Source organism: Arthrobacter sp. NPDC093128, assembly GCF_040683875.1.
GTDB lineage: Bacteria > Actinomycetota > Actinomycetes > Actinomycetales > Micrococcaceae > Arthrobacter.
The window spans coordinates 122,437-142,081 of record NZ_JBFBEY010000014.1 but is presented as its reverse complement, the minus strand read 5'-3'; the positions used below and the strand labels follow the sequence as shown (position 1 = coordinate 142,081).

General features: G+C 66.5%; 16 protein-coding genes. 6 read left to right on the top strand and 10 right to left on the bottom strand.

The window, feature by feature from the left end:
- Positions 1 to 119: 119 nt before the first annotated feature.
- Complete coding sequence (gene bioB / locus AB0N24_RS17490) at positions 120 to 1,142, bottom strand: biotin synthase BioB (protein WP_364126878.1); 1,023 nt, start codon at positions 1,140 to 1,142, stop codon at positions 120 to 122.
- A gap of 316 nt (positions 1,143 to 1,458) precedes the next feature.
- Here bioB and AB0N24_RS17485 point away from each other — a divergent pair, with 316 nt between their 5' ends.
- Positions 1,459 to 2,637, top strand: coding sequence for an acyltransferase (locus AB0N24_RS17485; protein WP_364126875.1), 1,179 nt, complete (start codon positions 1,459 to 1,461; stop codon positions 2,635 to 2,637).
- Here AB0N24_RS17485 and AB0N24_RS17480 read toward each other — a convergent pair.
- The 6 genes from AB0N24_RS17480 to AB0N24_RS17455 all read right to left on the bottom strand — a co-directional run bounded on the left by AB0N24_RS17480 (position 2,618) and on the right by AB0N24_RS17455 (position 10,596).
- On the bottom strand, positions 2,618 to 3,814 hold the full coding sequence (locus AB0N24_RS17480) for a VWA domain-containing protein (protein WP_364126873.1): 1,197 nt from the start codon (positions 3,812 to 3,814) through the stop codon (positions 2,618 to 2,620). The two genes, AB0N24_RS17485 and AB0N24_RS17480, sit on opposite strands and share 20 nt — an antisense overlap.
- Positions 3,811 to 6,060 (bottom strand): DUF5682 family protein, encoded by a 2,250-nt coding sequence (locus AB0N24_RS17475; protein WP_364126871.1) that lies wholly within the window; start codon positions 6,058 to 6,060, stop codon positions 3,811 to 3,813. Before AB0N24_RS17475 ends, AB0N24_RS17480 begins: the two co-directional genes overlap by 4 nt.
- Positions 6,061 to 6,063: 3 nt before the next feature.
- Positions 6,064 to 7,173, bottom strand: a complete 1,110-nt coding sequence (locus AB0N24_RS17470; RefSeq protein ID WP_364126868.1) for an AAA family ATPase — start codon at positions 7,171 to 7,173, stop codon at positions 6,064 to 6,066.
- Complete coding sequence (locus tag AB0N24_RS17465; RefSeq protein ID WP_364126865.1) at positions 7,170 to 8,666, bottom strand: DUF5691 domain-containing protein; 1,497 nt, start codon at positions 8,664 to 8,666, stop codon at positions 7,170 to 7,172. The genes AB0N24_RS17470 and AB0N24_RS17465 overlap by 4 nt, the downstream gene beginning before the upstream one ends.
- A complete protein-coding gene (locus AB0N24_RS17460; RefSeq protein ID WP_364126862.1) occupies positions 8,663 to 9,961 on the bottom strand; it encodes an SWIM zinc finger family protein in 1,299 nt (432 codons plus the stop codon). The genes AB0N24_RS17465 and AB0N24_RS17460 overlap by 4 nt, the downstream gene beginning before the upstream one ends.
- Positions 9,962 to 10,056: 95 nt before the next feature.
- Positions 10,057 to 10,596: a dihydrofolate reductase family protein gene (locus AB0N24_RS17455; RefSeq protein WP_364126860.1), complete on the bottom strand. Its 540-nt coding sequence runs from the start codon at positions 10,594 to 10,596 to the stop codon at positions 10,057 to 10,059.
- Between the two features lie 172 nt (positions 10,597 to 10,768).
- Between AB0N24_RS17455 and AB0N24_RS17450 the strand changes: the two genes are divergently transcribed.
- On the top strand, positions 10,769 to 11,716 hold the full coding sequence (locus AB0N24_RS17450) for a 5'-3' exonuclease H3TH domain-containing protein (RefSeq protein WP_364126857.1): 948 nt from the start codon (positions 10,769 to 10,771) through the stop codon (positions 11,714 to 11,716).
- 91 nt (positions 11,717 to 11,807) lie between these two features.
- Here the strand turns inward: AB0N24_RS17450 and AB0N24_RS17445 are convergent, their stop codons facing one another.
- Positions 11,808 to 12,080, bottom strand: a complete 273-nt coding sequence (locus AB0N24_RS17445; RefSeq protein WP_364126854.1) for a helix-turn-helix transcriptional regulator — start codon at positions 12,078 to 12,080, stop codon at positions 11,808 to 11,810.
- 51 nt (positions 12,081 to 12,131) lie between these two features.
- Here AB0N24_RS17445 and map point away from each other — a divergent pair, with 51 nt between their 5' ends.
- Entirely contained in the window at positions 12,132 to 12,902 is a 771-nt protein-coding gene (gene map / locus AB0N24_RS17440; protein ID WP_364126852.1) for a type I methionyl aminopeptidase, read from the top strand.
- Between the two features lie 699 nt (positions 12,903 to 13,601).
- Here the strand turns inward: map and AB0N24_RS17435 are convergent.
- Entirely contained in the window at positions 13,602 to 15,989 is a 2,388-nt protein-coding gene (locus AB0N24_RS17435; RefSeq protein ID WP_364126948.1) for an excinuclease ABC subunit UvrA, read from the bottom strand.
- Between the two features lie 113 nt (positions 15,990 to 16,102).
- Here AB0N24_RS17435 and AB0N24_RS17430 point away from each other — a divergent pair, with 113 nt between their 5' ends.
- From AB0N24_RS17430 to AB0N24_RS17420, 3 genes are read left to right on the top strand one after another with little or no spacing between them, the layout of a single operon-like run.
- A complete protein-coding gene (locus AB0N24_RS17430; RefSeq protein ID WP_364126849.1) occupies positions 16,103 to 17,344 on the top strand; it encodes a type III polyketide synthase in 1,242 nt (413 codons plus the stop codon).
- Entirely contained in the window at positions 17,344 to 18,054 is a 711-nt protein-coding gene (locus tag AB0N24_RS17425; RefSeq protein WP_364126846.1) for a class I SAM-dependent methyltransferase, read from the top strand. The genes AB0N24_RS17430 and AB0N24_RS17425 overlap by 1 nt, the downstream gene beginning before the upstream one ends.
- Positions 18,047 to 19,183 carry an NAD(P)/FAD-dependent oxidoreductase gene (locus AB0N24_RS17420; RefSeq protein WP_364126843.1) on the top strand — a complete coding sequence of 379 codons (1,137 nt, stop codon included), beginning with the start codon at positions 18,047 to 18,049 and terminating at the stop codon, positions 19,181 to 19,183. Before AB0N24_RS17425 ends, AB0N24_RS17420 begins: the two co-directional genes overlap by 8 nt.
- A 24-nt stretch (positions 19,184 to 19,207) precedes the next feature.
- Here AB0N24_RS17420 and AB0N24_RS17415 read toward each other — a convergent pair whose 3' ends face one another.
- Positions 19,208 to 19,624, bottom strand: coding sequence for a nuclear transport factor 2 family protein (locus tag AB0N24_RS17415; RefSeq protein WP_364126841.1), 417 nt, complete (start codon positions 19,622 to 19,624; stop codon positions 19,208 to 19,210).
- Positions 19,625 to 19,645: the final 21 nt, after the last annotated feature.

Below are 19,645 nucleotides of genomic sequence, written 5' to 3'. Positions count from 1 at the left end.
CATCGCGAGGCGTTCGCCGCAGCGGTGGTGAATGTCCGACGCCGGGCCGGTGCCGCCGTCGGACGGTTCACCGCAGTGCCCGCAGAACTCAGCGGTGGTTGCGCTCGTCGAGACCCGGTTCATAGCGTTTTCTGGAGTTCCTTGATGGGCATGTTCAGTTCGACGAGCAGGTTCAGGTCTGCGGTGGCCGGGCGGCCCAGGGTGGTGAGGTAGTTGCCGACGATGACGGCGTTGATGCCGCCCATGAGGCCTTCGCGGGTGCCGAGGTCCCCCAGGGTCAGTTCCCGGCCGCCGGCGTAGCGCAGCACGGTGCGGGGCATGGCAAGGCGGAACGCGGCGATCGCGCGGAGGGCGTCCTTGCCGTCCATGATGCCCTGGTTTTCCAGCGGTGTGCCGGGGCGGGGGTTGAGGAAGTTCAGCGGGACTTCGTGCGGTTCCAGCGCGGCGAGCTGGGCGGCGAGTTCGGCGCGCTGCTCCAGGGATTCGCCCATCCCGATCAGGGCACCGCAGCACAGTTCCATGCCGGCGGCCTTGACCATGTTGCAGGTGTCCAGGCGTTCTTCGTAGCTGTGGGTGGTGACGACGTCGGGGAAGTAGCTGCGGGCGGTTTCGAGGTTGTGGTTGTAGCGGTGCACACCCCATTCGGCGAGCTGGTCCACCTGGCGCTGGGTCAGCATGCCCAGGGAGCAGGCGATGTTGATCTCCACGGCTTCGTTGATGCGGTCGATGGCGAACTTGATCTGGTTCATCAGTTTGATGTCGGGTCCGCGGACGGCGGCGACGATGCAAAACTCGGTGGCCCCGGTGGCGGCGGTTTCCTTGGCCGCTTTGACGAGCTCGGGGATGTCGAGCCAGACGCCGAGGACGGGGGAGTCGAACAGGCCGGACTGGCTGCAGAAGTGGCAGTCCTCGGGGCAGCCGCCGGTCTTGATGGAGATGATGCCCTCCACTTCGACGTCCTCGCCGCAGTGCTTCAGCCGGACCTGGTGGGCAAGTTCGAGGGCCGCGGGCAGTGCGTCGTCCGGGAGCCGGAGCACTTCCTCGAGCTGCGTCTGAGTCAGGCCGATGCCGTCCTCGAGGACCTGCCGGCGGGCGGTTTCCAGGATCTCGTACGTTGTGGGGAGGTTTGCCTGAATCGTCATTGATGGGTCCTTTGCGCTGCGTAAGTTGCGGATATTCCTCCGAACCGACGCTAGTTCCCCGTTGGCGGCAAGATTTTGTCGGGTCCCGACAATGAGGGGAACGTGACTTTAGACGGACCATCCTGCGGCCCGTGTGTGTGCGCCCGTCGGAGCCTCCACCGGCCGAATGTCAGGATTCGTCCAGCCGGGCAGGGAATACTGGGAGAAGTCGCGTGGCCTGGGGGCCCGGACTCAGAATTCATGTCAACAGGCAAGTGCCGGTTCTTGCCCTGATTCAGCTGACGTTGAAACCGGCCAGAGATAGCCACGGAGGCATATGACGTTGCTGGTTGGTGGAACCGTCGAGACGGCCGCCGGGAAGAGCACCGGACAGAGCTCGGGACAGGGCGCCGGACAAGCTCCTGCGCGGCAAAGGCTGGACGGCCTCGATGTCCTGCGCGGCGCCGCCGTCGGTGCGGTTCTGATGGGACATTCATGGCCCGGGGTATTTCAAGGAGCAGGAATTGTCGGTGTCATTGCCTTCTTCGTGCTGAGCGGTTACCTGATCACAGGTGTGCTGATCAGGGACGTCGAACAACATCGCAAAGTCCGTTACGGCCGCTTTTACGCGCACCGGGCCTTCCGCCTGTTGCCGGCACTTGTCGCCTTCCTTGGTGTCTACGCCATCGTGGAACTGACGGCCGATGTGCTAGGGGACCGTTCCAAGGGAATCATCGGCTACACACTCCTCGCCGGTTTCGGCTACCTCAAAGACCTGCCGCTGCCCTTCGACGTCAGCATGGCCATCGGACCGCTCTGGACGCTGGCGGTGGAAGAACAGTTCTACCTGATCTGGCCGGCACTGCTGGTCATCGCCCTCCGGAAAAGCCGCCAGGGACGGCTGATCGGCTGGTCAGCCGCCGTCGTCTACTCTCTGATGACTGCGAGCGTGCTGGCGATGCTTGTCCTGGCTCCGAACCTTCATTCCCTGGTCTACGCGCTTCCGACGACGTGGGGTCTTGGGCTGATCATTGGTTCGGCACTGCGCCTCTACAGGGTGCGGATGTTCAGCTGGTTCTCCGGCCGCCGGCGCAGACTGGTGGCCTTGCTGGGCTCGATCCTTGTTCTGGCCGCGTTGGTGTTCGTCCCCAGGGCCAACGAATCGCCGGCCTTCTTCTTCGTTGGCGGCCCGCTGGCCATGGCTGCGGCCGCCGTCCTCGTAATACTGGCCGCCTCCCGGACGCGCGCCATGCCCAAGTGGACGCGGGCGCTGCAGCTCCTGGGCATGGTTTCCTATGCGGCGTACCTCTGGAACTACATCGTGATCCTCTGGCTCAACGACGGATCAACGGCCGACCTGCCGCCCCTCGTCGCCGTGACCGCAACCCTGCTGACCCTACTGCTGGCCGTCATCAGCTGGCACACCGTCGAAAAGCTGGGACGCATCGGGCGCGACCGCTTCGACACGTACTACGAGGCAAGGGCGGACGCCGCCACTACTCTTCGTGGCTCGTAGCGATGTCGTGCGAGGCGGCCCATTCGCTGACGTCCCGGCGTTCGATCGCGGCGGCCATCAGCTCGGGAAACAGATCCGGGGTGCAGGCGAATGCCGGGACACCGATTCCAGCGAGGGCCGCGGCATGGTTCGAGTCGAACGTCGGATGACCGCTGTCGCTCAAGGCCAGTAGGGCAATCAAGGTGGCTCCCGATCCGACGATTGCGGCGGCCCGCCGCAGCATCTCCTCGGCAATTCCGCCCTCGTAGAGATCGCTGATCAGGACCAGAATGGTCTCTGTCGGTTGGGTGATCTGAGATTGGCAGTAGGCGAGTGCCCGGTTGATGTCCGTGCCGCCGCCGAGTTGCACGCCAAAGAGCACATCCACCGGATCATCCATGTCATCAGTCAGGTCCACCACCTCGGTGTCAAAGACCACGAGCCGGGTGCGTACGGACCGCAGTGAGCTGAGCACCGCCCCGAACACGCTGGAATACACCACAGATTCGGCCATCGAACCGGACTGGTCGATGCACAGGATGATCTCGCGCTGCACCTCGGTGCTGCGCCGGGCGTAGCCGACCAGCCGCTCGGGCACCACGGTGCGAAAGTCGGGCTGGTAGTTCTTAAGGTTCGCGGCGATGGTGCGGTTCCAGTCGATATCCCGATGCCGGGGCCGCCGGGTGCGTGCCGCGCGGTTCAATGCCCCGGAGACAGCCTGAACCGTCTTAGCGCGCAGGCGGTCCTCCAATTCGCTGGTCACCTGCCGGACCACCGCCCTGGCGGTCTCGCGGGAATGCTCGGGGATAACGCGGCCGAGCCCGACGAGGGTGCTGACCAGTCCGATATCAGGCTGCACCGTGCGGAGCGTCTCCGGTTCGAGGAGAAGCTGCCGCAGGCCGAGCCGGTCCATGGCGTCGGCCTGCATCACCTGGACCACGGTGGACGGGAAATAGCCGCGAATGTCCCCGAGCCACCGGGCCACCCGTGGGCTGGAAGCACCGAGGCCGCCGGGTCCCGTTTTCGGGGCCCCGTACAGGTCCTCCAGGGCCTTGTCACGGCGGGCGTCAGCGGCCGAGAGCTCCACGCTTCGACCACCGTCCGTGACGATGCCGTCGGCTTCGTGCCCGCCGAGCACCAGTCGCCAGCGGCTGAGCCGGTCGCGGCCGTCACCTCGATCCGGGTTCGGGTCGGTCACGCTATCGCCTCCCATCCCAGATACCTGGCCATCGTGCGGATCGCAGGGCCCGCGCCTCTTATCTCAAGCGCGGTGGCGCCCGGGCTTTGCGCGGGCCCGCGTCCTCGGCTCACCTGCTCGCCGATCTCCCGCCGCTCCGGACGGCTGAAGGCGGAGAATGTCCTGCGCAGCAGGGGCAGGACGTCGTCGAAGACCTCGTCCCGCACACCGGCGACCCAGTCGTCGACGAGCTCCAGGAGGTGCTGGTCATGAATCAGCAGCACCGCGTCACCGGACAGGAGTCCGTCCAGCCAGGCGGCGGCCTCGGGCGCCGGCGTGGCGACCGAGAGCCGGCGGCTGAGCCTGGCCGCGACCTCATCCCGCTCCACCAGGCCCGCGTCCATCAGCAGCCGCGTGGCCCGTCCGGCGACGGACCCGTGGATCCGGTCTGAACCGGCGACGGCGGCCAAGGCCCGGTGCCAGTCGTCCAGGGGCAGCTCCGGCAGCAATGACAGGCCGTATTGCGCCGAGTCGATGGCGCGCCGCATGGCTGTCGCGGCGGCATCGTCCAGTCCGGCGCAGGCGGTAGGCAGGCCGACGCAGGCCCGCACCACCGTCGCGTCGAGGATCCGCTGTACGCCCGTGACGTCCACACCGCGCACATTGCCATACCGGCAGGTCCGGGCAAGCGGGGCTATCGTTTCCAGCAGCGGGACCACATCCTGCTGCACTGCGGTTCGCTCGGCCAGTACCGACACGACGGCGTTGATTCCGTCCGGCAGGTCCGCGAGCAGGCAGTTGGCGAGCAGTTCGCTGAGGTCGGCCAGGCTGCCCGCGGCCTGGGCGTGTTCCGCCACCCACGTCGCCGCCGCCGTAGCGATGGTGGTGCCGTAGCGGCTGGCGTCCACCACTGCGACGGCGAGTTCCGGCTGCCAGAGGAGGATCCAGGCCTCCTTGAACGTGCCGGTGGTACGCCCGGTGTCGGCAGGTGTGCCCCAATCAACACCGAGCAGTGCCAGCCGGTGCAGCAGGACCGAACGGGCCAGCTGGTTCGGTTTGCGGAGGTCGATTGTCAGGAACTCTTCCAGCACGCTGGGCTGCAGGCGCAGGCGACGCTGGGTCGCGGCGAGGTCAGCGGCCAGCGGGACGGTGGGCGTTGACTCCGGCACGCTTCCCAGTTCGTCGCCGACGGTGAGCTCGCGGTGCACGAGTGCCAGTGGGAGCGGTGAACCGTCACAGAGAACAGCTTGCGCGGCATCGTCCAGCTCCGTCAGGCCCGGGCTGGGGCGGCCGCGGACGGCGGCCAGGGCGCTGGCCAGCCGGCTGGCCTCCACCACGGAAGCCGTCGAGGCGTCGAGGTTTTCCCGGCGCAGGGTTTGCGCGACCCGGACCAGCCACGTGGTGGCCACATCAGCCGTGGAGTCATTGGCAGTCCAGTGGGCGAAGAGGTGCTGGTACCAGCCAGGCGCCGTGACGCCCGCCCCGTATCCGGTTTGCAGGCTGAGCCGACCCGACGTCCACGGCACCCACGTGACGGCGACCCTGATCTTGGGCAAACCGGCCAGCACCTTGTTGTCCGCCGCCGCCGGAGGAAAGCTCGCCGGAACCAGCGCGGGGGCGTGATAGGCCCCGCACACCACGGCGATCCGCGCGTGCCCGTCGCGGATGGCGGCACGCAGCAGCCGCCGCATCGCAGCTTCGCGCCGATTGTTCTCGGCGACGTCCGCGTGGTCGGCCGGCCGGTTGTCAACGGCGCGGATCTCCGCGATGGCTTCGGTAATGGCCGCGAACCTGTCGAGTGGGTCGGCAATGCGGTGCTCGACCGCGTCCTCCCACCAGCGCTCCGCGTCGCTGTACCCGGCTGCCTGGGCCAGCATCGCAATGGCATCCGGCCGGTAGGGCTGTTGCGGCGGAGCAGCGGGTTCGGCGTCGTCCACTGCTGTGTGCAGCGCGAAGCTGTTTGCTGCCGGCAGGTCGATCGTCCGCACGGGGGTTCCCGTCGACGCAGCCCAGCGGAATGCCACCCACTCCGGGGAAAACTCCGCCAAAGGGTAGAACGAGGCCAGCCTGGGCTGATCGGCCGCGTAGATGAGTGCCGCCACGGGCGGGACCATCGCCGGATCAGAGACCAGCGGGACAACCTGGTCGAGTTCGGGCGGGCCCTCGATCAGCACCAGGTCAGGCCGGAGGGTCGCCAGGGCCTCGGCCACCGAGCGCGCCGAACCCGGCCCATGGTGCCGGATTCCCAGGACGTGGACGTCTGTCATTGATCAGTTCGCGGACTCGAGGTCGCGGCAGGCCCGGTAGAGGTCCTTCCATTCCGGCCGGTTGCGGACCACGGTTTCCAGGTACTCCTGCCAGATCACCCGGTCCTGGACCGGATCCTTGACCACCGCGCCGACCAGGCTCGCCGCTACGTCCGCGGCGCGGACGCTGCCGTCACCGAAGTGGGCTGCCAGGGACAGGCCATTCGTCATGACCGAGATCGCTTCTGCCGTGGACAGGGTTGCCGATGGCGATTTGAGGGTGGTCCGCTGATCCTGGGTGAGGCCGGCGCGCAGCTCCCGCATCACCGTGACCACCCGGCGGATCTCAGAGAGTGCCGCAAGGTCGGCCGGGAGCTCGAGTGCTGCCCCAAGGCTCCGCACGCGGGTGGTGACGATCTCGACCTCCTGGTCCAGGCTGTCGGGCAGCGGCAGCACCACGGTGTTGAACCGGCGGCGCAGCGCCGATGACAGGTCGTTGACGCCCTTGTCGCGGTTGTTCGCTGTGGCAATGACGTTGAATCCCTTGATCGCCTGCACCTCCGCGTTGAGTTCGGGGATGGGCAGGGTCTTCTCGCTCATGATCGTGATGAGGGAATCCTGCACGTCAGACGGGATCCGGGTGAGTTCTTCCACCCGCACCAGGCTGCCGGACTCCATGGCCCGCATCACCGGCCCGGCCACCAGGGCCGCCCGGGAAGGGCCGTCGGCGAGCAGCCGCGCGTAGTTCCAGCCGTACCGCAACGCCTCTTCGGGAGTGCCCGCGGTGCCCTGCACCACCAACGTCGAGGTGCCCGAGATCGCCGCCGCCAGATGCTCGCCCAGCCAGGTCTTGGCAGTCCCCGGAACGCCGAGCAGCAACAGGCCCCGGTCAGTGGCAAGCGACGCCACGGCGATTTCCACCAGCCGGGACGATCCCAGATATTTCGGGCTGACCTGCGTGCCGTCCGGCAGCGTGCCGCCAAGGATGTAAGTGGCCACCGCCCTGGGGGACAGCCGCCAGCTCGGCGGCCGGGGTCGATCGTCAACGGCGGCCAGGGCCTGGAGTTCTCCGGCGTAGGCGGTTTCCGCGTGGGCGCGGAGAATCTCCGGGGCAGCAGTCTGGGCATCGGTCATTGGAAGGCCTCCGTCAGCGATTGTCGGAACGATTGGTATTGCACAACGTCACGAAACACGCGGCGCCGGGGGGCGTCGTCGTCGGAACGTTGCAGCAGGCGGCGGCACTGATCTGCGGTGCCGGGCGGCAGGGCCGTCGGCAGGAATCCCGACACCATTGCGGTGAGCTGGCCGCCGTTCTTTGCCGTGAGCAGCTCGAGGACCGCGGCGGCCAAGGGCGCGCCCCACGGCCTCGGCAGCTCGCGCAGCAAGGGGACCAGCGCCATAGGCTGTGCCGTGCCGCTGCGGATGTGGCGCAGGAGCGCGTCCTCCTGTTCGGCTGCCGGCAGGCAACCCAGCAGCCGCGCGTCGGTGCGGAGATCGAGCAGTGCGCGCACCCACACGGTGTCGGCCCGGAGGGCGGCGGCGGCGACAAGTGCGTCGATCACACGTGGTTCGCCGTCAAGCATTGCCAGGATTGCTGCCGGGCTGCGGCCGGAGACAGTTGTCCAGACGTCGAGCGGCGCACCGCGGATGATCGTGTCCAGCCGGCCCAGCCGGTCAGGTTCGCCGGTGCGCGGAGCCCGGGCAATCCCGTCCCGCAGGGCTGCGGCGTCCGGATCCGGTGGCAGGTCGATCTCGAACTGCTTGCGCAGTAACCCCTTGACGCGCAGCAGGGGCCTCAGCCGCGTTGCCATGCGGTTGGCGCGGGCACTCGTGGGGAGCCGGCCAAGGAGGTCGGCGGCGAGGTCCCGCACGCTCTTTGCCTTGTCGTCCAGCGCAATTTCGAGCAGGTCTTCGTCGGCGGGTTCGAGGTTGATCGCGAACGCGGCCAGATGGGCGGCTCGTTCCCGGGCGCTGAGGGCGTCCCAGTACGCGTGTAGCAGCCGGCGTGCGGCCGCCGGGTCCCTGCGCCGGAGCCGTTCCAGTTCGGCTGTTGCGTCAGCCATCGTCAGCTCGGCCCAGTCGTGCGTCGTCGCGGCATCCGGTCCGATAGCCTGCGGACCTGATCCTTTGGGAGCATGCCCCCTCGGCCCGGAACCCTGTTGCCTGAGGCCCTGAAGCCAGCGGCCCCGGGTTCCGATGACAAGTTGCATATGCTCCGCCACGGCTGGCTTGGTGTCAGCCAGGGCGAGCAGTGCCGGGAGCAACCGATGCGGAACCCGCCGTCCGGACGCAGCCGCGAACTGCAGCCAGTCTGTGACCAGCTGCGTCCGTAGTTCCGGACCAACCGGAGGCTGGTTGAGTAGCAGGTCCAACAGCCGCACGGCGTCAGCGGAGGCCTCCGGGGTATCGTCCGGTGGTGCCGGATCAGGCAGTTGGGCAGTGTCCACGACGCCGGGGCGGCGGGCAGCGCGGGTGACGACATCGGCCACGGCCGCCTGGTCGAGCAGCAATTCCTCGCGCGACAGGCCATCGGGCGGGCGGAACTCCAACTCGGCAGCTGGAACCGGTGGCGCGTGCCGCCCTGTGCCGACGAGCGCTGAGCTGCGGAGCTCTGCGGGCCACGTCATGGCGTCACCACCGCTCCATCGACGACGACGGACAGCGGCCGTACGCGGCCGTCCTCCAGTTCTCCAAACAGGTGGATCGGGTGGCTGCCGGTCAGCGCCAGCAGGGAGTCCGCGGGCGCGCCGGCCAGGGGGAGCGCGTCTCCGGCACCGTCCAGCAGCCAGCCAGGCTCACCCGGACAGACGCGCACCCCGGCGAAGAGCACAGGGTGGCGCCCGCGCCACGGCGAGAGCGCCACCGCAGCTGATTCCATTTCCAACGCCTGGGCAATGCTGCAGCCTTCACCGAGGCCGTCGGCCAATCCCCGCGGGGCTATCGGGCTGGTGAACATCGCCCGCTGCGGTGCGGAGCCGGGATACCGTGCGACGGTGACGTCCAACAGAGCGCCCGCGAGCTGGGGTGTCGCGAGTGCTTCACCCTGGGCGGCAAAATCGAGCACCAGCACCACCGTTCCGTCGGGTCCGCGCAGCCAGGTACGTTGCTGCTGGAGCCGACCGTCATCACTGCGGTGGGCACCGAGCACCAGCCACGGGCCGGGGAGGGCCTCTGAGGACTGGACCTCGGCCGACGCCGTTGCCCACCCTGCTGCCACCCGAAGGTCGGCAAACTCAGCGGGAGACAGTTCGTCCCGTAAGCTCCAGGCCTTGGTCATGGCCCACCAGCGGCCGGATCGCAGGAGCAGATGGTCAGCCCAATCGGCCCGGGCGTGGACATCCGAACCCATTGCCCGTACTTGTTCGGCCAGACCCGGCAGCTGCGCGTCGACCAAGCGTCCTGCCACGCCGTCCCACCAGGAATACGGTTGGTTGCGGGCGGAGGCCAGGCCGGTCCGTACAAGGTCCGTCAGCCAGCGGGAGAAGTCGGCGATCCCCGCATCCATCAGCGCCAGCCTGTCAGCGAGCCGCTTCGCCTGTGCGGCCGGATCCGTCTGCTGCTCCGACTGGCGGCGCTCCCGGGCGACCGCCCGGTCCGCCCGCTGGGCGGCCCATTCCTCAGCGAAGCCGGCAGTCTCCGAGCCGCCGTCGGCCAATTCCTCCCGGGCCCATAGAAGAAGCAGCGCCAGCGCGTGCTTGCACGGGAACTTCCGGCTCGGGCACGAACATCGGTATGCGGGGGCGGCGATGTCCACGCTCACCTGATAGGGAGTCTTTCCGCTGCCCTGGCACTTGCCCCAGACCAGGACGTCGTTGCTGCCTGTTTCGGACCATGGACCCGGACGGGTCAGCTTTCGGGCGGCTGCCAGGGAAGATGCGTCGGGCGCGGCGCTGATCACCTTCTCCTCGCTCCAACGCCCCATGAGGCACATTCTGCCTGAGGTCCCCGGCTCCGCAACAGATGCACGGCGGTGTGGCGGCCGGGCATCGCTTGACACGTCGCCGGCCGGCCCCCTGCTCAGGCCGCTGCCGCCGCCATCCGCAGCGCCAGCATTCCGCCGTCGAGGAGCCGCTGTTCGACGATCCGCAGACTGTGCCGGGATCCGTCCTCCGGCAACGTCTTTTTGCCCTGCCCGAGCACGATGGGGGAGATGAGCAGCACGTACTCGTCGACCAGGTCCTCAGCCATGAGCATCCTGACCAGTGTCGGGCTTCCCCACACGATCACGTTCTCCCGTTCGCGAAGGGCGCGAACCCGGCCGGGGATGTCGTCGGCGATGATCGTGCTGTTGTTCCAGTCCGCGCGTTCCAGCGTCGTCGACACGACGTACTTGGGCATTGCATTGAACTTGTCCGCGGTGAAGCTACCTGATCGCGACGGCCAGGCGGCGGCGAATCCGTCGTAGGTGATCCGGCCGAGCAGCATCGACTCGGCCCCGGCGAGCACTTCGTCGTTGAACGCGCCGGTGGCGTCGCTAAAGAATGGGCCCGACCAAAGGTGGGGCTCCTCGGCGACGTTATCGAGAGTGGTAAAGGCTGTAACGGTGAGCTTGCCCATGAAGATCTCCTTCAGCTGAGAGGCATCCCTTCGGCGCGCTTAAAGCCTAGCCACGGGCGTTCGACCGCGACAGGGGCCGCGAGCGCACCCCCGCGGCGTCGAAGAAGCATGCGTGCTGGACACAAAACGTGGAGATCCTTCGCGTTGCAACGCGGCCGTGTCAGGATCAGGTATGCCTCATCGCCTGATGCTTCTTGATACCGCGTCGCTGTACTTTCGTGCCTTCTACGGCGTGCCCGACACGATCCGCCGCGCCGACGGAACGCCGGTGAACGCCGTCCGCGGCCTGCTCGACATGATCGCACGGCTCACCACCGACTACGCTGCGACCCATCTCGTTGCGTGCTGGGACGATGACTGGCGTCCGCAGTGGCGGGTGGACCTCATCCCGAGCTACAAGTCGCACCGGGTCGCGACGGTGGTGGCAGGTGCCGCCGACGTGGAAGTCGTGCCGGACGCGTTGGAGGTGCAGATTCCGATGATCCGGCGGGTGCTCGACCTCGCCGGCATCGCCGTCGTGGGGGTCGCCGAGCATGAAGCCGACGACGTCATCGGCACCTACGCCAGCCACGCCGGGCTTCCCGTCGACGTGGTGACGGGCGACCGCGATCTCTTCCAGCTCGTCAGCGACGACCGCCAGGTGCGGGTGATCTATACCGCACGCGGGATGAGGAACCTAGAGGTCCTGACCGACGTCGTCGTCGTCGGAAAGTACCGTGTGCTGCCCGAGCAGTATGCCGACTACGCGACGCTGCGCGGGGATGCCTCCGACGGGCTGCCGGGCGTGGCCGGAATAGGCGAGAAGACCGCCGCCTCGCTGCTCGGCGAGTACGGCACCCTCGATGGGCTGCTCGCGGCGGCAGCTGACGGGGCAGGCGGGGTGTCCGCGTCCGTGCGGTCCAAGCTGGCTGCGGCGGCCGATTACCTGGAGGTCGCACCCACCGTTGTCAAGGTGGTGCAGGATCTCGACGTGCCCACGCTCGAGGAGGCGGGCGCTCAGTTACACCCCGTCGTCGGCGAGTCCCGCGCCGAACTGGAACGGCTCGCCACCGAGTGGAACCTCGGCGGCTCGGTCAGGCGACTCCTCGACGCGCTCGATCTTCGAGATCCATCGTCGTGAGGCGCAGCCAGAGCCAGGTTTCGGATGAACGCCGCGTTTTCGGCAGGCTCAGCGGGACCCGGTAGCCTCGAACAGCCCGGGGGAGTTGCGCTCAGGAAGCTACAGCGAGTTTCTCACCTGATGAACTTCGTAGCGTTCCCTGGATGGCATCCAGAGAGAGTGCGAGTTCGTCCGCAAGCGCAGCCACGATCATAAAAGACGGTGTTGCGATCCGACCCGTCTCGATCTTCCGGAGAGTCTCAGGGGAGATACCTGCACCAAGGGCTACCTGGACCAGGGTCCGTTCCCCGCGGGCATTACGGAGCATCTCTCCGAGGAGCTGCCCTGCTCGGATGTCTTCGGGGCTTAGCGGGACTCTAACCATCTTCCAAGAGTAGTACCGTTATAATAATAACGGTACTACTTGGAGGAACCATTGATTGAGCTGCTCACGCCTCGAGAAGTTGACGCGGCACGCGTCTCCGGCCAATTCGTGGCGAAGACCCTGTCGGACTTGAGGGAGAGAATCGCGCCCGGGACGAATCTCCTGGAAATAAATGATTGGGCAGCTTCGATGATCCGGGTGGCTGGAGCCCGCTCGTGCTATGTAGACTACGCTCCTTCATTTGGGCGCGGCCCCTTCGGAAAAGTCATCTGCACGTCCGTTAACGATGCCGTTTTGCACGGGCTCCCTTATGACTACGTTCTGTTGGATGGGGATCTACTAACCCTCGATTTCGCAGCAAGCGTTGACGGGTGGGTCACTGATTCCGCCATCAGCTTCGTTGTAGGGGAGTCCCAGGGGCCTGTGGACCGGCACATGATTGAAACCACGGAGAAGGCGCTTCTGGCCGGTATCCATGCCGCCCAATCCGGAGCGCGTCTTGGAAATATTTCCCATGCAATTGGCTCAGTGCTCGAATCAGCCGGCTTTGAGGTCAACGCCGAATTTGGCGGGCACGGTGTTGGAAGCACCATGCATCAGGACCCGCATATACCGAACATCGGCGCACCTGGACGCGGATACGTGCTTCGCCCCGGACTGCTGTTGGCAATAGAACCCTGGATCATGGACGGCACCAGCAAACTCGTTACAGCTCCAGACGGGTGGACCTTGTGCAGTTCCAATGGCCGCCGGACTGCGCACTCCGAGCACACGATCGCCGTCACGGAATCCGGACCCGTCATTCTCACACAACTGGCATGAAGAGCGGGTCTTAAACCGCGGGGGAGTGGCCCGCACCCGGTGCACCGCTTCCAAGAATGAAGCGACATCGTGTGAACGACGCAATGCTGGGTTCGTGAACCGACCTTGCCAGCCGGTGTGCTTGGAGCTCGGACAACGCATACTTCAGGATTGCGTCGTCATTGTCTCCTTCGACTTCATGAAGACAAATGCATTGCCGCTAGTCGATGATTCTGTTGCCCAGGGAGTTGTCGGATAGGCCCAGATCCCTGTAACGGCGCGGACTTCAGCGTCCGGGCACCCGCACACGGGGAAGCGGTATCACTGAGTCCCACCCTGCAGGGCCGGTAGTAGAATTACTTCTACTTTACATAATGTAGATTATCGGCGTTCTGTGAATACCTGGAAAGGGGTCGGATAAATGTCAGTCGAACCCTCTGAAGACGCCAGAATGATCCGTGTTTTCCGCTAACTCGCCCCAGTCCATGTTCGCGACGTTGAGCTTGTTGCCGATCGCCCGGAGTTCCCGGGTGACGCAACGAATCGGTGGTTTCGACTCATCACTGAGATCAACGACCCGGATCGGAAATTCCCCACCTGGTGCATCATCGGCTTCGAATGAGGCTCCCCATGCCAGGAAGGCTTAGGACGCCCCGCAACCGAACTTAGTTGACATAACTCGGCGCGGTTTGGTTCCATCCACCCCCATTCGTCCCACACCTACCCGCCGACGTAGGCCGCGAGATGCTCGCCGGTCAGCGTGAAGCGTGCGGCCACAAGATCCGCCGGTGTGCCCTCGAACACGATCCGTCCACCGTCGTGTCCGGCGCCCGGGCCGAGGTCGATAATCCAGTCGGCGTGTGCCATCACTGCCTGGTGGTGCTCGATAACGATGACAGATTTTCCGGACTCCACGAGGCGGTCGAGAAGGCCCAGCAGGTTCTGGACATCGGCAAGGTGGAGGCCGGTGGTCGGTTCGTCGAGAACGTAGACGTCGCCTTTCTCGGCCATCTGGGTGGCGAGCTTGACGCGCTGACGCTCGCCTCCGGACAGCGTCGTGAGCGGCTGCCCAAGGGTGAGGTAGCCGAGTCCGACGTCCACGAGCCGGTCGAGGATCTTGTGGGCCGCCGGCGTGCGTGCCTCTCCTTCCCCGAAAAATCCCTCCGCTTCGGTCATCGACATGGCCAGGACTTCGGCGATGTTGCGGCCTCCCAGCTTGAATTCGAGGACTGACGCCTGGAACCTCCTGCCCTCGCAGTCCTCGCAGGTGGACTCCACGGTGGCCATAACACCCAGTTCAGTGAAGATGACGCCCGCGCCATTGCAGGTGGGACAGGCGCCTTCCGAGTTGGAGCTGAACAGCGCCGGCTTGACCCCGTTGGCCTTCGCGAACGCCTTGCGGATCGGCTCCAGGAGGCCGGTGTACGTCGCCGGGTTACTGCGCCGGGACCCCTTGATGGCGCCCTGGTCGACCACCACAACACCGTCGCGGCCGGCCACTGAACCATGGATCAGGGAACTCTTGCCCGAACCGGCGACGCCGGTGACCACACAAAGCACGCCCAGCGGAACGTCGACGTCGACGTCCTTAAGGTTGTGCGTCGAGGCACCGCGCACCTCAAGCGTGCCGGACGGGGTACGCACGGATTCCTTGGCCCTGGCCCGGTCGTCGAGGTGGCGGCCGGTGATGGTGTCGCTCCCCCGCAGCCCCTCGACGCTTCCCTCGAAGCAGACTCTGCCGCCCTCGGTACCGGCCCCGGGGCCGAGGTCAACGACGTGGTCGGCGATGGCGATGGTCTCCGGTTTGTGCTCGACCACGAGCACGGTGTTGCCCTTGTCGCGCAGCTGCAGCAGCAGCTGGTTCATCCGCTCGATGTCATGCGGGTGCAGGCCGATGGTCGGCTCGTCAAAGACGTAGGTGACATCCGTCAGGGACGAGCCGAGGTGCCGGATCATCTTGGTGCGCTGGGCCTCTCCCCCGGACAATGTGCCCGCCGGCCGGTCCAGCGAGAGGTAACCCAGACCGATTTCGGCGAAGGAATCCAACAGGTGCCGCAGGCCCCTGAGAAGCGGCGCAACCGACGGCTCGTCGAACTCGCGGACCCACTCTGCCAGGTCGCTGATCTGCATCTCGCACAGCTCAGCGATGTTCTTGCCCTGGATCCTCGACGACCTGGCCTCGGGGCTGAGCCGTGTGCCCTCGCACTCGGGGCAGGCCTGGAAGGTGATGGCGCTCTCCACGAAGCGCCGCACGTGTGGCTGCATCGCCTCGACGTCCTTGGACAGCATGGACTTCTGGATCTTGGGGATGATGCCCTCGAACGTGAGGTTGATGCCCTCGACCTTGATCTTGGTGGGCTCGGCGTACAGCATCGTCTCAAGCTGCTTCTTCGTGAACGTGGCAATCGGCTTGTCCATCGGCAGGCCCATCCCCTCGAACAGCCGGCCGTACCAGCCGTCCATGCTGTAACCGGGAACGGTCAGTGCACCCTCGCCCAGCGACTTGCTGTCGTCGTAGAGCGCAGTGAGGTCGAAGTCGGAAACCGAGCCCATGCCCTCGCAGCGCGCACACATGCCGCCCAGGTAGACGGCATTCTGCACCACACTCTTTTCAACCCGGCCGCCTGCCTTCTCGGTGCTCATCACCCCGCTGGCCTTGCGCGTCGGCACGTTGAAGGAGAACGCCGTGGGCGGACCGACGTACGGCGTGCCGAGCCGGCTGAAGAGGATGCGGAGCATGGCGTTGGCGTCGGTGGCAGTGCCGACCGTGGAGCGGGGGTTCGCGCCCATCCGCTCCTGGTCCACGATGATCGCCGTCGTCAGCCCTTCGAGGAAGTCCACGTCAGGCCGCGCGAGGTTCGGCATGAAGCCCTGCACGAAGGCGCTGTAAGTCTCGTTGATCATCCGCTGCGACTCGGCGGCGATCGTGCTGAACACCAGCGAGCTCTTGCCGGAGCCGGAGACGCCGGTGAACACCGTCAGCCGGCGCTTCGGGATCTCCAGGCTGACGTCCTTGAGGTTGTTCTCGCGGGCGCCCTGCACGCGGATCAGGTCGTGGCTGTCGGCGACGTGCTCCACGTGCAATTGCGAGTCCGCCTGGGTGGCCATGCTCATCGTGTCTCCATCCGTTATTCGGGGGCCGCCTTCGTGGCATGCGCCGGCGTCGCCTGCCCCAATCTAACCAGCATTGTCTTAACAGCAAAGCTCGCTGAGAATGAACCATGACGGTCTACATGAGGTCCCTGGAAACTGCTGTCCCGCCCACCGTACTCATTCAGTCTGAAGCCCGCGATGTATTTGCCGCCCAACCGGGCCTCACCAGGCTGGGTTCCCGGCTGGTGAGCACGTGCTTTGATTCCGCCGCCATCGATACCCGGTACACAGCTGTCACTGAACTTACCAAGGACAGCCGAGCGGACGAGCCGAAGTTCTTTGACCCGGACACCGGCCTGGTGCTGAGCCCCAGCACCAAGGTCCGCAACGACATCTTCGGCCGCGAAGCCACCAAGCTCTTCGTGCAGTCCGCCCAGGCCGCACTGGATGCCTGCCCCGGAATCGAGGCACAGGACATCACGCATCTCGTGACGGTCTCGTGCACCGGTTTCTTCAACCCCGGACCGGACTACAAGATCGTCCGCGCCCTCGGCCTGAATCCGGCAGTGCAGCGCTACCACCTTGGCTTCATGGGCTGCTACGCGGCCTTTCCGGCGCTCCGTGCCGCCAAATCCTTCTGCGAGGCAGATCCCGACGCCGTTGTCCTGGTGGTCTGCGCCGAGCTCTGCTCGCTCCATGTCCGCACGTCCAACGATCCCGACACGATCATGGGCTCGGCATTGTTTGCCGACGGTGCAGCGGCGGCCATCATTTCCGCCAGGGACATTCCGGACGGAAACCCGCTGCTGCGGCTGGACCACTTCGAAACCGTCCTCACTCCTGTCGGTGAGGAATCCATGGCGTGGAACATCGGCGACGAAGGCTTCGAAATGGTGCTGGGGAACTATGTTCCGCACATTATTGACGACCACATCATAGGCGCGCTTGAACCCCTGCTTTCCCGCGATGAATCCCTGCGCGGACTCCCCTACCGGGATATCACCCACTGGGCCATCCACCCCGGCGGCCGGAGCATCCTGGACAAGGTGCAGTCCCGGCTCGAACTCACGGACGAGCAACTGGTGCCCGCCCGGGAGACCCTCCGCAACTACGGGAACATGAGCAGCGCCACGGTGCTCTTTGTCCTCAAGCACATCGCCGGGCTCCCGCCGCGGGATGGTGATGAACGGATCTGTTCGATGGCGTTCGGACCAGGCCTGACAGTGGAAACGGCGATGTTCACCAAGGTGCGCGCACCGCTGACGGGAGGTTCGCCTGAGGCAGCTGCCCGGGACGCGTCCGCCGTACCGGACGCCATACCGGGCGCCATACCGGACGCCACAGCGCGGACTGAACCGTCACTCATTTGATGGCCAACAGGGGCCCGCTGCGCGACCGTGACGTCCACGCGGTAGAGGAAATGGACCGCCCCGGCTGCGACCCGGCACGCCTGAACCGCACGTACGCGCAGTTCTCCGTGGTCAACAGGGCCGTTGCCGGCTGGCGCGGAATCTACCGGACGCACATCCGGCCCGTCCTGTCAGCCACTACGGTGACAACCCTGTTGGACATCGGGTGCGGCGGCGGGGACGTGCCTGTCCTGCTGGCTGCCTGGGCGGCCCGTGACCGGCGGAAACTGGAGATCACCGCCATTGATCCGGACCGCCGCGCCTTCGACTTCGCCCGGCGCCGTAGGCACACCCCCGGGGTGACGTTCCGGCAGGCGTCCACGGCCGAACTGGCCGGCGAAGGGCAACGCTACGACGTGGTCGTGTCCAATCACGTCCTGCACCATCTGGGCACAGCCGAGCTGCCGCAATTCCTCGCCGAGTCGGCGCTGCTGTCCCGCGGAACCGTCATCCACAACGACATCCGCCGCAGCCCCGCCGCGTACGCGCTGTTCTATGCGGCCTCGTGGCCGTTCCCCGGTTCCTTCATCCGGGAGGACGGGCTGACCTCGATCCGCCGGAGCTACACGGCCGCGGAACTCCAGGCTGCCGCTTCCCCGGGCTGGACCGTGCTGGCCCGCCCGCCCTTCCGCAACCTGCTGACCCTGAACCGGAAGGCGCGCGGTGATTGATGTCGTCGTGGTGGGCGGCGGACCGGTGGGACTGTACCTGGCAGCCCTCTTGCTGCAGCACGGCGTGTCAGTCCGCATCCTGGAGCAGCGCGCCGAACCGAACACCCACTCGCGTGCCATCGGCATCCATCCCCCGTCGCTGGAAGCACTGGACGGCATTGGCGTTGCGGCCGCACTGGCATCGGAGGGCGTGCAGATCCGACGCGGTGTTGCCTTCGGGGGCGGCGTGGAAGTGGCGGGGATGTCTTTCCGCGCTGTGTCCCGCCGCTATCCGTTCGTGTTGTCGGTCCCGCAGGCGCGCACGGAAGCCGTCCTGGAACGGCGCGTCAGGGAGCTGGACGGCGAGTCGATGCTGCGCGGAGCCACCGTGACGGGACTGCACGACGACGGCGCGAGGGTTGCGTTGGACGTCGTCACCGGGGACGGGGAGTCCCGGATTCACGCCTCCCTGGCCGTGGCCGCGGACGGAGTCCGCTCCACGGTCCGGCAGCTCCTGGGCATTCCGGTGCGGCTCAAGGACTACCCCGATTCCTACCTGATGGGAGACTTCGCCGACAGTACCGCGTTCGGCCCGGATGCGGCGCTGTTCCTGGAAGCCGCAGGGATCGTGGAGTCCTTTCCGCTGCCGGGACGAGTGCGGCGCTGGGTGGCGAGAATGCCTGCAGCCGGCGAAGACGCGCCAACCGCCCGGTCCCTGGCCGGGATCGTGCATGACCGGACCGGCGTAGCCGTCGACCCGGGCACCAATTCCATGCTGAGCAGTTTCGGGGTCCGTTCGCGCCTGGCGAAGCGTATGATCCACGGCCGCACGGCGCTCATCGGTGACGCCGCCCATGAAATCAGCCCGATCGGCGGCCAGGGAATGAACCTGGGCTGGCTGGATGCTGCTGAGCTGGTACCGCTTCTCCTCGGCCGGCTTGCGCACGCGGAGCTGAAGGCGGAACTGCAATGCTTTGAACGTCACCGGCTGCAGGCGGCCGCGAGGGCCGCCCGGCAGTCCGAAATCAACATGGCCCTCGGCCGGCCGCTGCCCCTGCCGCTGTGGCGTGCCCGGAACAGGCTGATCGGCTATGCGGCAAGCGCGCCGGCCATCAATTCACGCGTGGCCGCCCGGTTCACCATGCACTAGCGCACCGGCGCACTCCGCCCCTGCCTATTCCGCGTCCGTGTCATCGGTGAAGTAGCAGTCGTAACTGTCCTGGCTGGTAATCCGGCCGTCCCAGACCTCGAAGACCGACGTGGTCCGCGCCCGGATGGTCTCGCCGGCATCCCAGTAGCGGAGGTCCATCAGCAGCGTGGCCGACCAGTCGACTTCCAGCACCACACGGCTTCCTTCGCAGGTGGTCCGCCGAACGTCGAAACGCTGGCCGGACACCACGTGGCGGCTCTGGTCAGCACCGGCGAGCACCTGGTCGCGGCTGCGGGTGGACCCTTCAGGCGCAAGAATGTGCGGCGCTTCGACCAAGGTGAAGTCTCCCGCAAGGAAGGGGTCCACCTCCGCCGCGCCGCCGCCGGCCTCAATGGCTCGTACAAATCCAAGGACACAATCGAGCGGCGTCTGTTCAGTCATGCAACGAGGGTAGCCCATCAC

Bases quoted from the DNA above. Each gene is read 5' to 3' on its own strand.
- bioB (WP_364126878.1), bottom strand. From the start codon at position 1,142: ATGACGATTCAGGCAAACCTCCCCACAACGTACGAGATCCTGGAAACC.
- AB0N24_RS17485 (WP_364126875.1), top strand. From the start codon at position 1,459: ATGACGTTGCTGGTTGGTGGAACCGTCGAGACGGCCGCCGGGAAGAGC.
- AB0N24_RS17475 (WP_364126871.1), bottom strand. From the start codon at position 6,060: ATGACAGACGTCCACGTCCTGGGAATCCGGCACCATGGGCCGGGTTCG.
- AB0N24_RS17470 (WP_364126868.1), bottom strand. From the start codon at position 7,173: ATGACCGATGCCCAGACTGCTGCCCCGGAGATTCTCCGCGCCCACGCG.
- AB0N24_RS17465 (WP_364126865.1), bottom strand. From the start codon at position 8,666: ATGACGTGGCCCGCAGAGCTCCGCAGCTCAGCGCTCGTCGGCACAGGG.
- AB0N24_RS17460 (WP_364126862.1), bottom strand. From the start codon at position 9,961: ATGGGGCGTTGGAGCGAGGAGAAGGTGATCAGCGCCGCGCCCGACGCA.
- AB0N24_RS17455 (WP_364126860.1), bottom strand. From the start codon at position 10,596: ATGGGCAAGCTCACCGTTACAGCCTTTACCACTCTCGATAACGTCGCC.
- AB0N24_RS17450 (WP_364126857.1), top strand. From the start codon at position 10,769: ATGCCTCATCGCCTGATGCTTCTTGATACCGCGTCGCTGTACTTTCGT.
- AB0N24_RS17445 (WP_364126854.1), bottom strand. From the start codon at position 12,080: ATGGTTAGAGTCCCGCTAAGCCCCGAAGACATCCGAGCAGGGCAGCTC.
- AB0N24_RS17435 (WP_364126948.1), bottom strand. From the start codon at position 15,989: ATGGCCACCCAGGCGGACTCGCAATTGCACGTGGAGCACGTCGCCGAC.
- AB0N24_RS17430 (WP_364126849.1), top strand. From the start codon at position 16,103: ATGACGGTCTACATGAGGTCCCTGGAAACTGCTGTCCCGCCCACCGTA.
- AB0N24_RS17425 (WP_364126846.1), top strand. From the start codon at position 17,344: ATGGCCAACAGGGGCCCGCTGCGCGACCGTGACGTCCACGCGGTAGAG.
- AB0N24_RS17415 (WP_364126841.1), bottom strand. From the start codon at position 19,624: ATGACTGAACAGACGCCGCTCGATTGTGTCCTTGGATTTGTACGAGCC.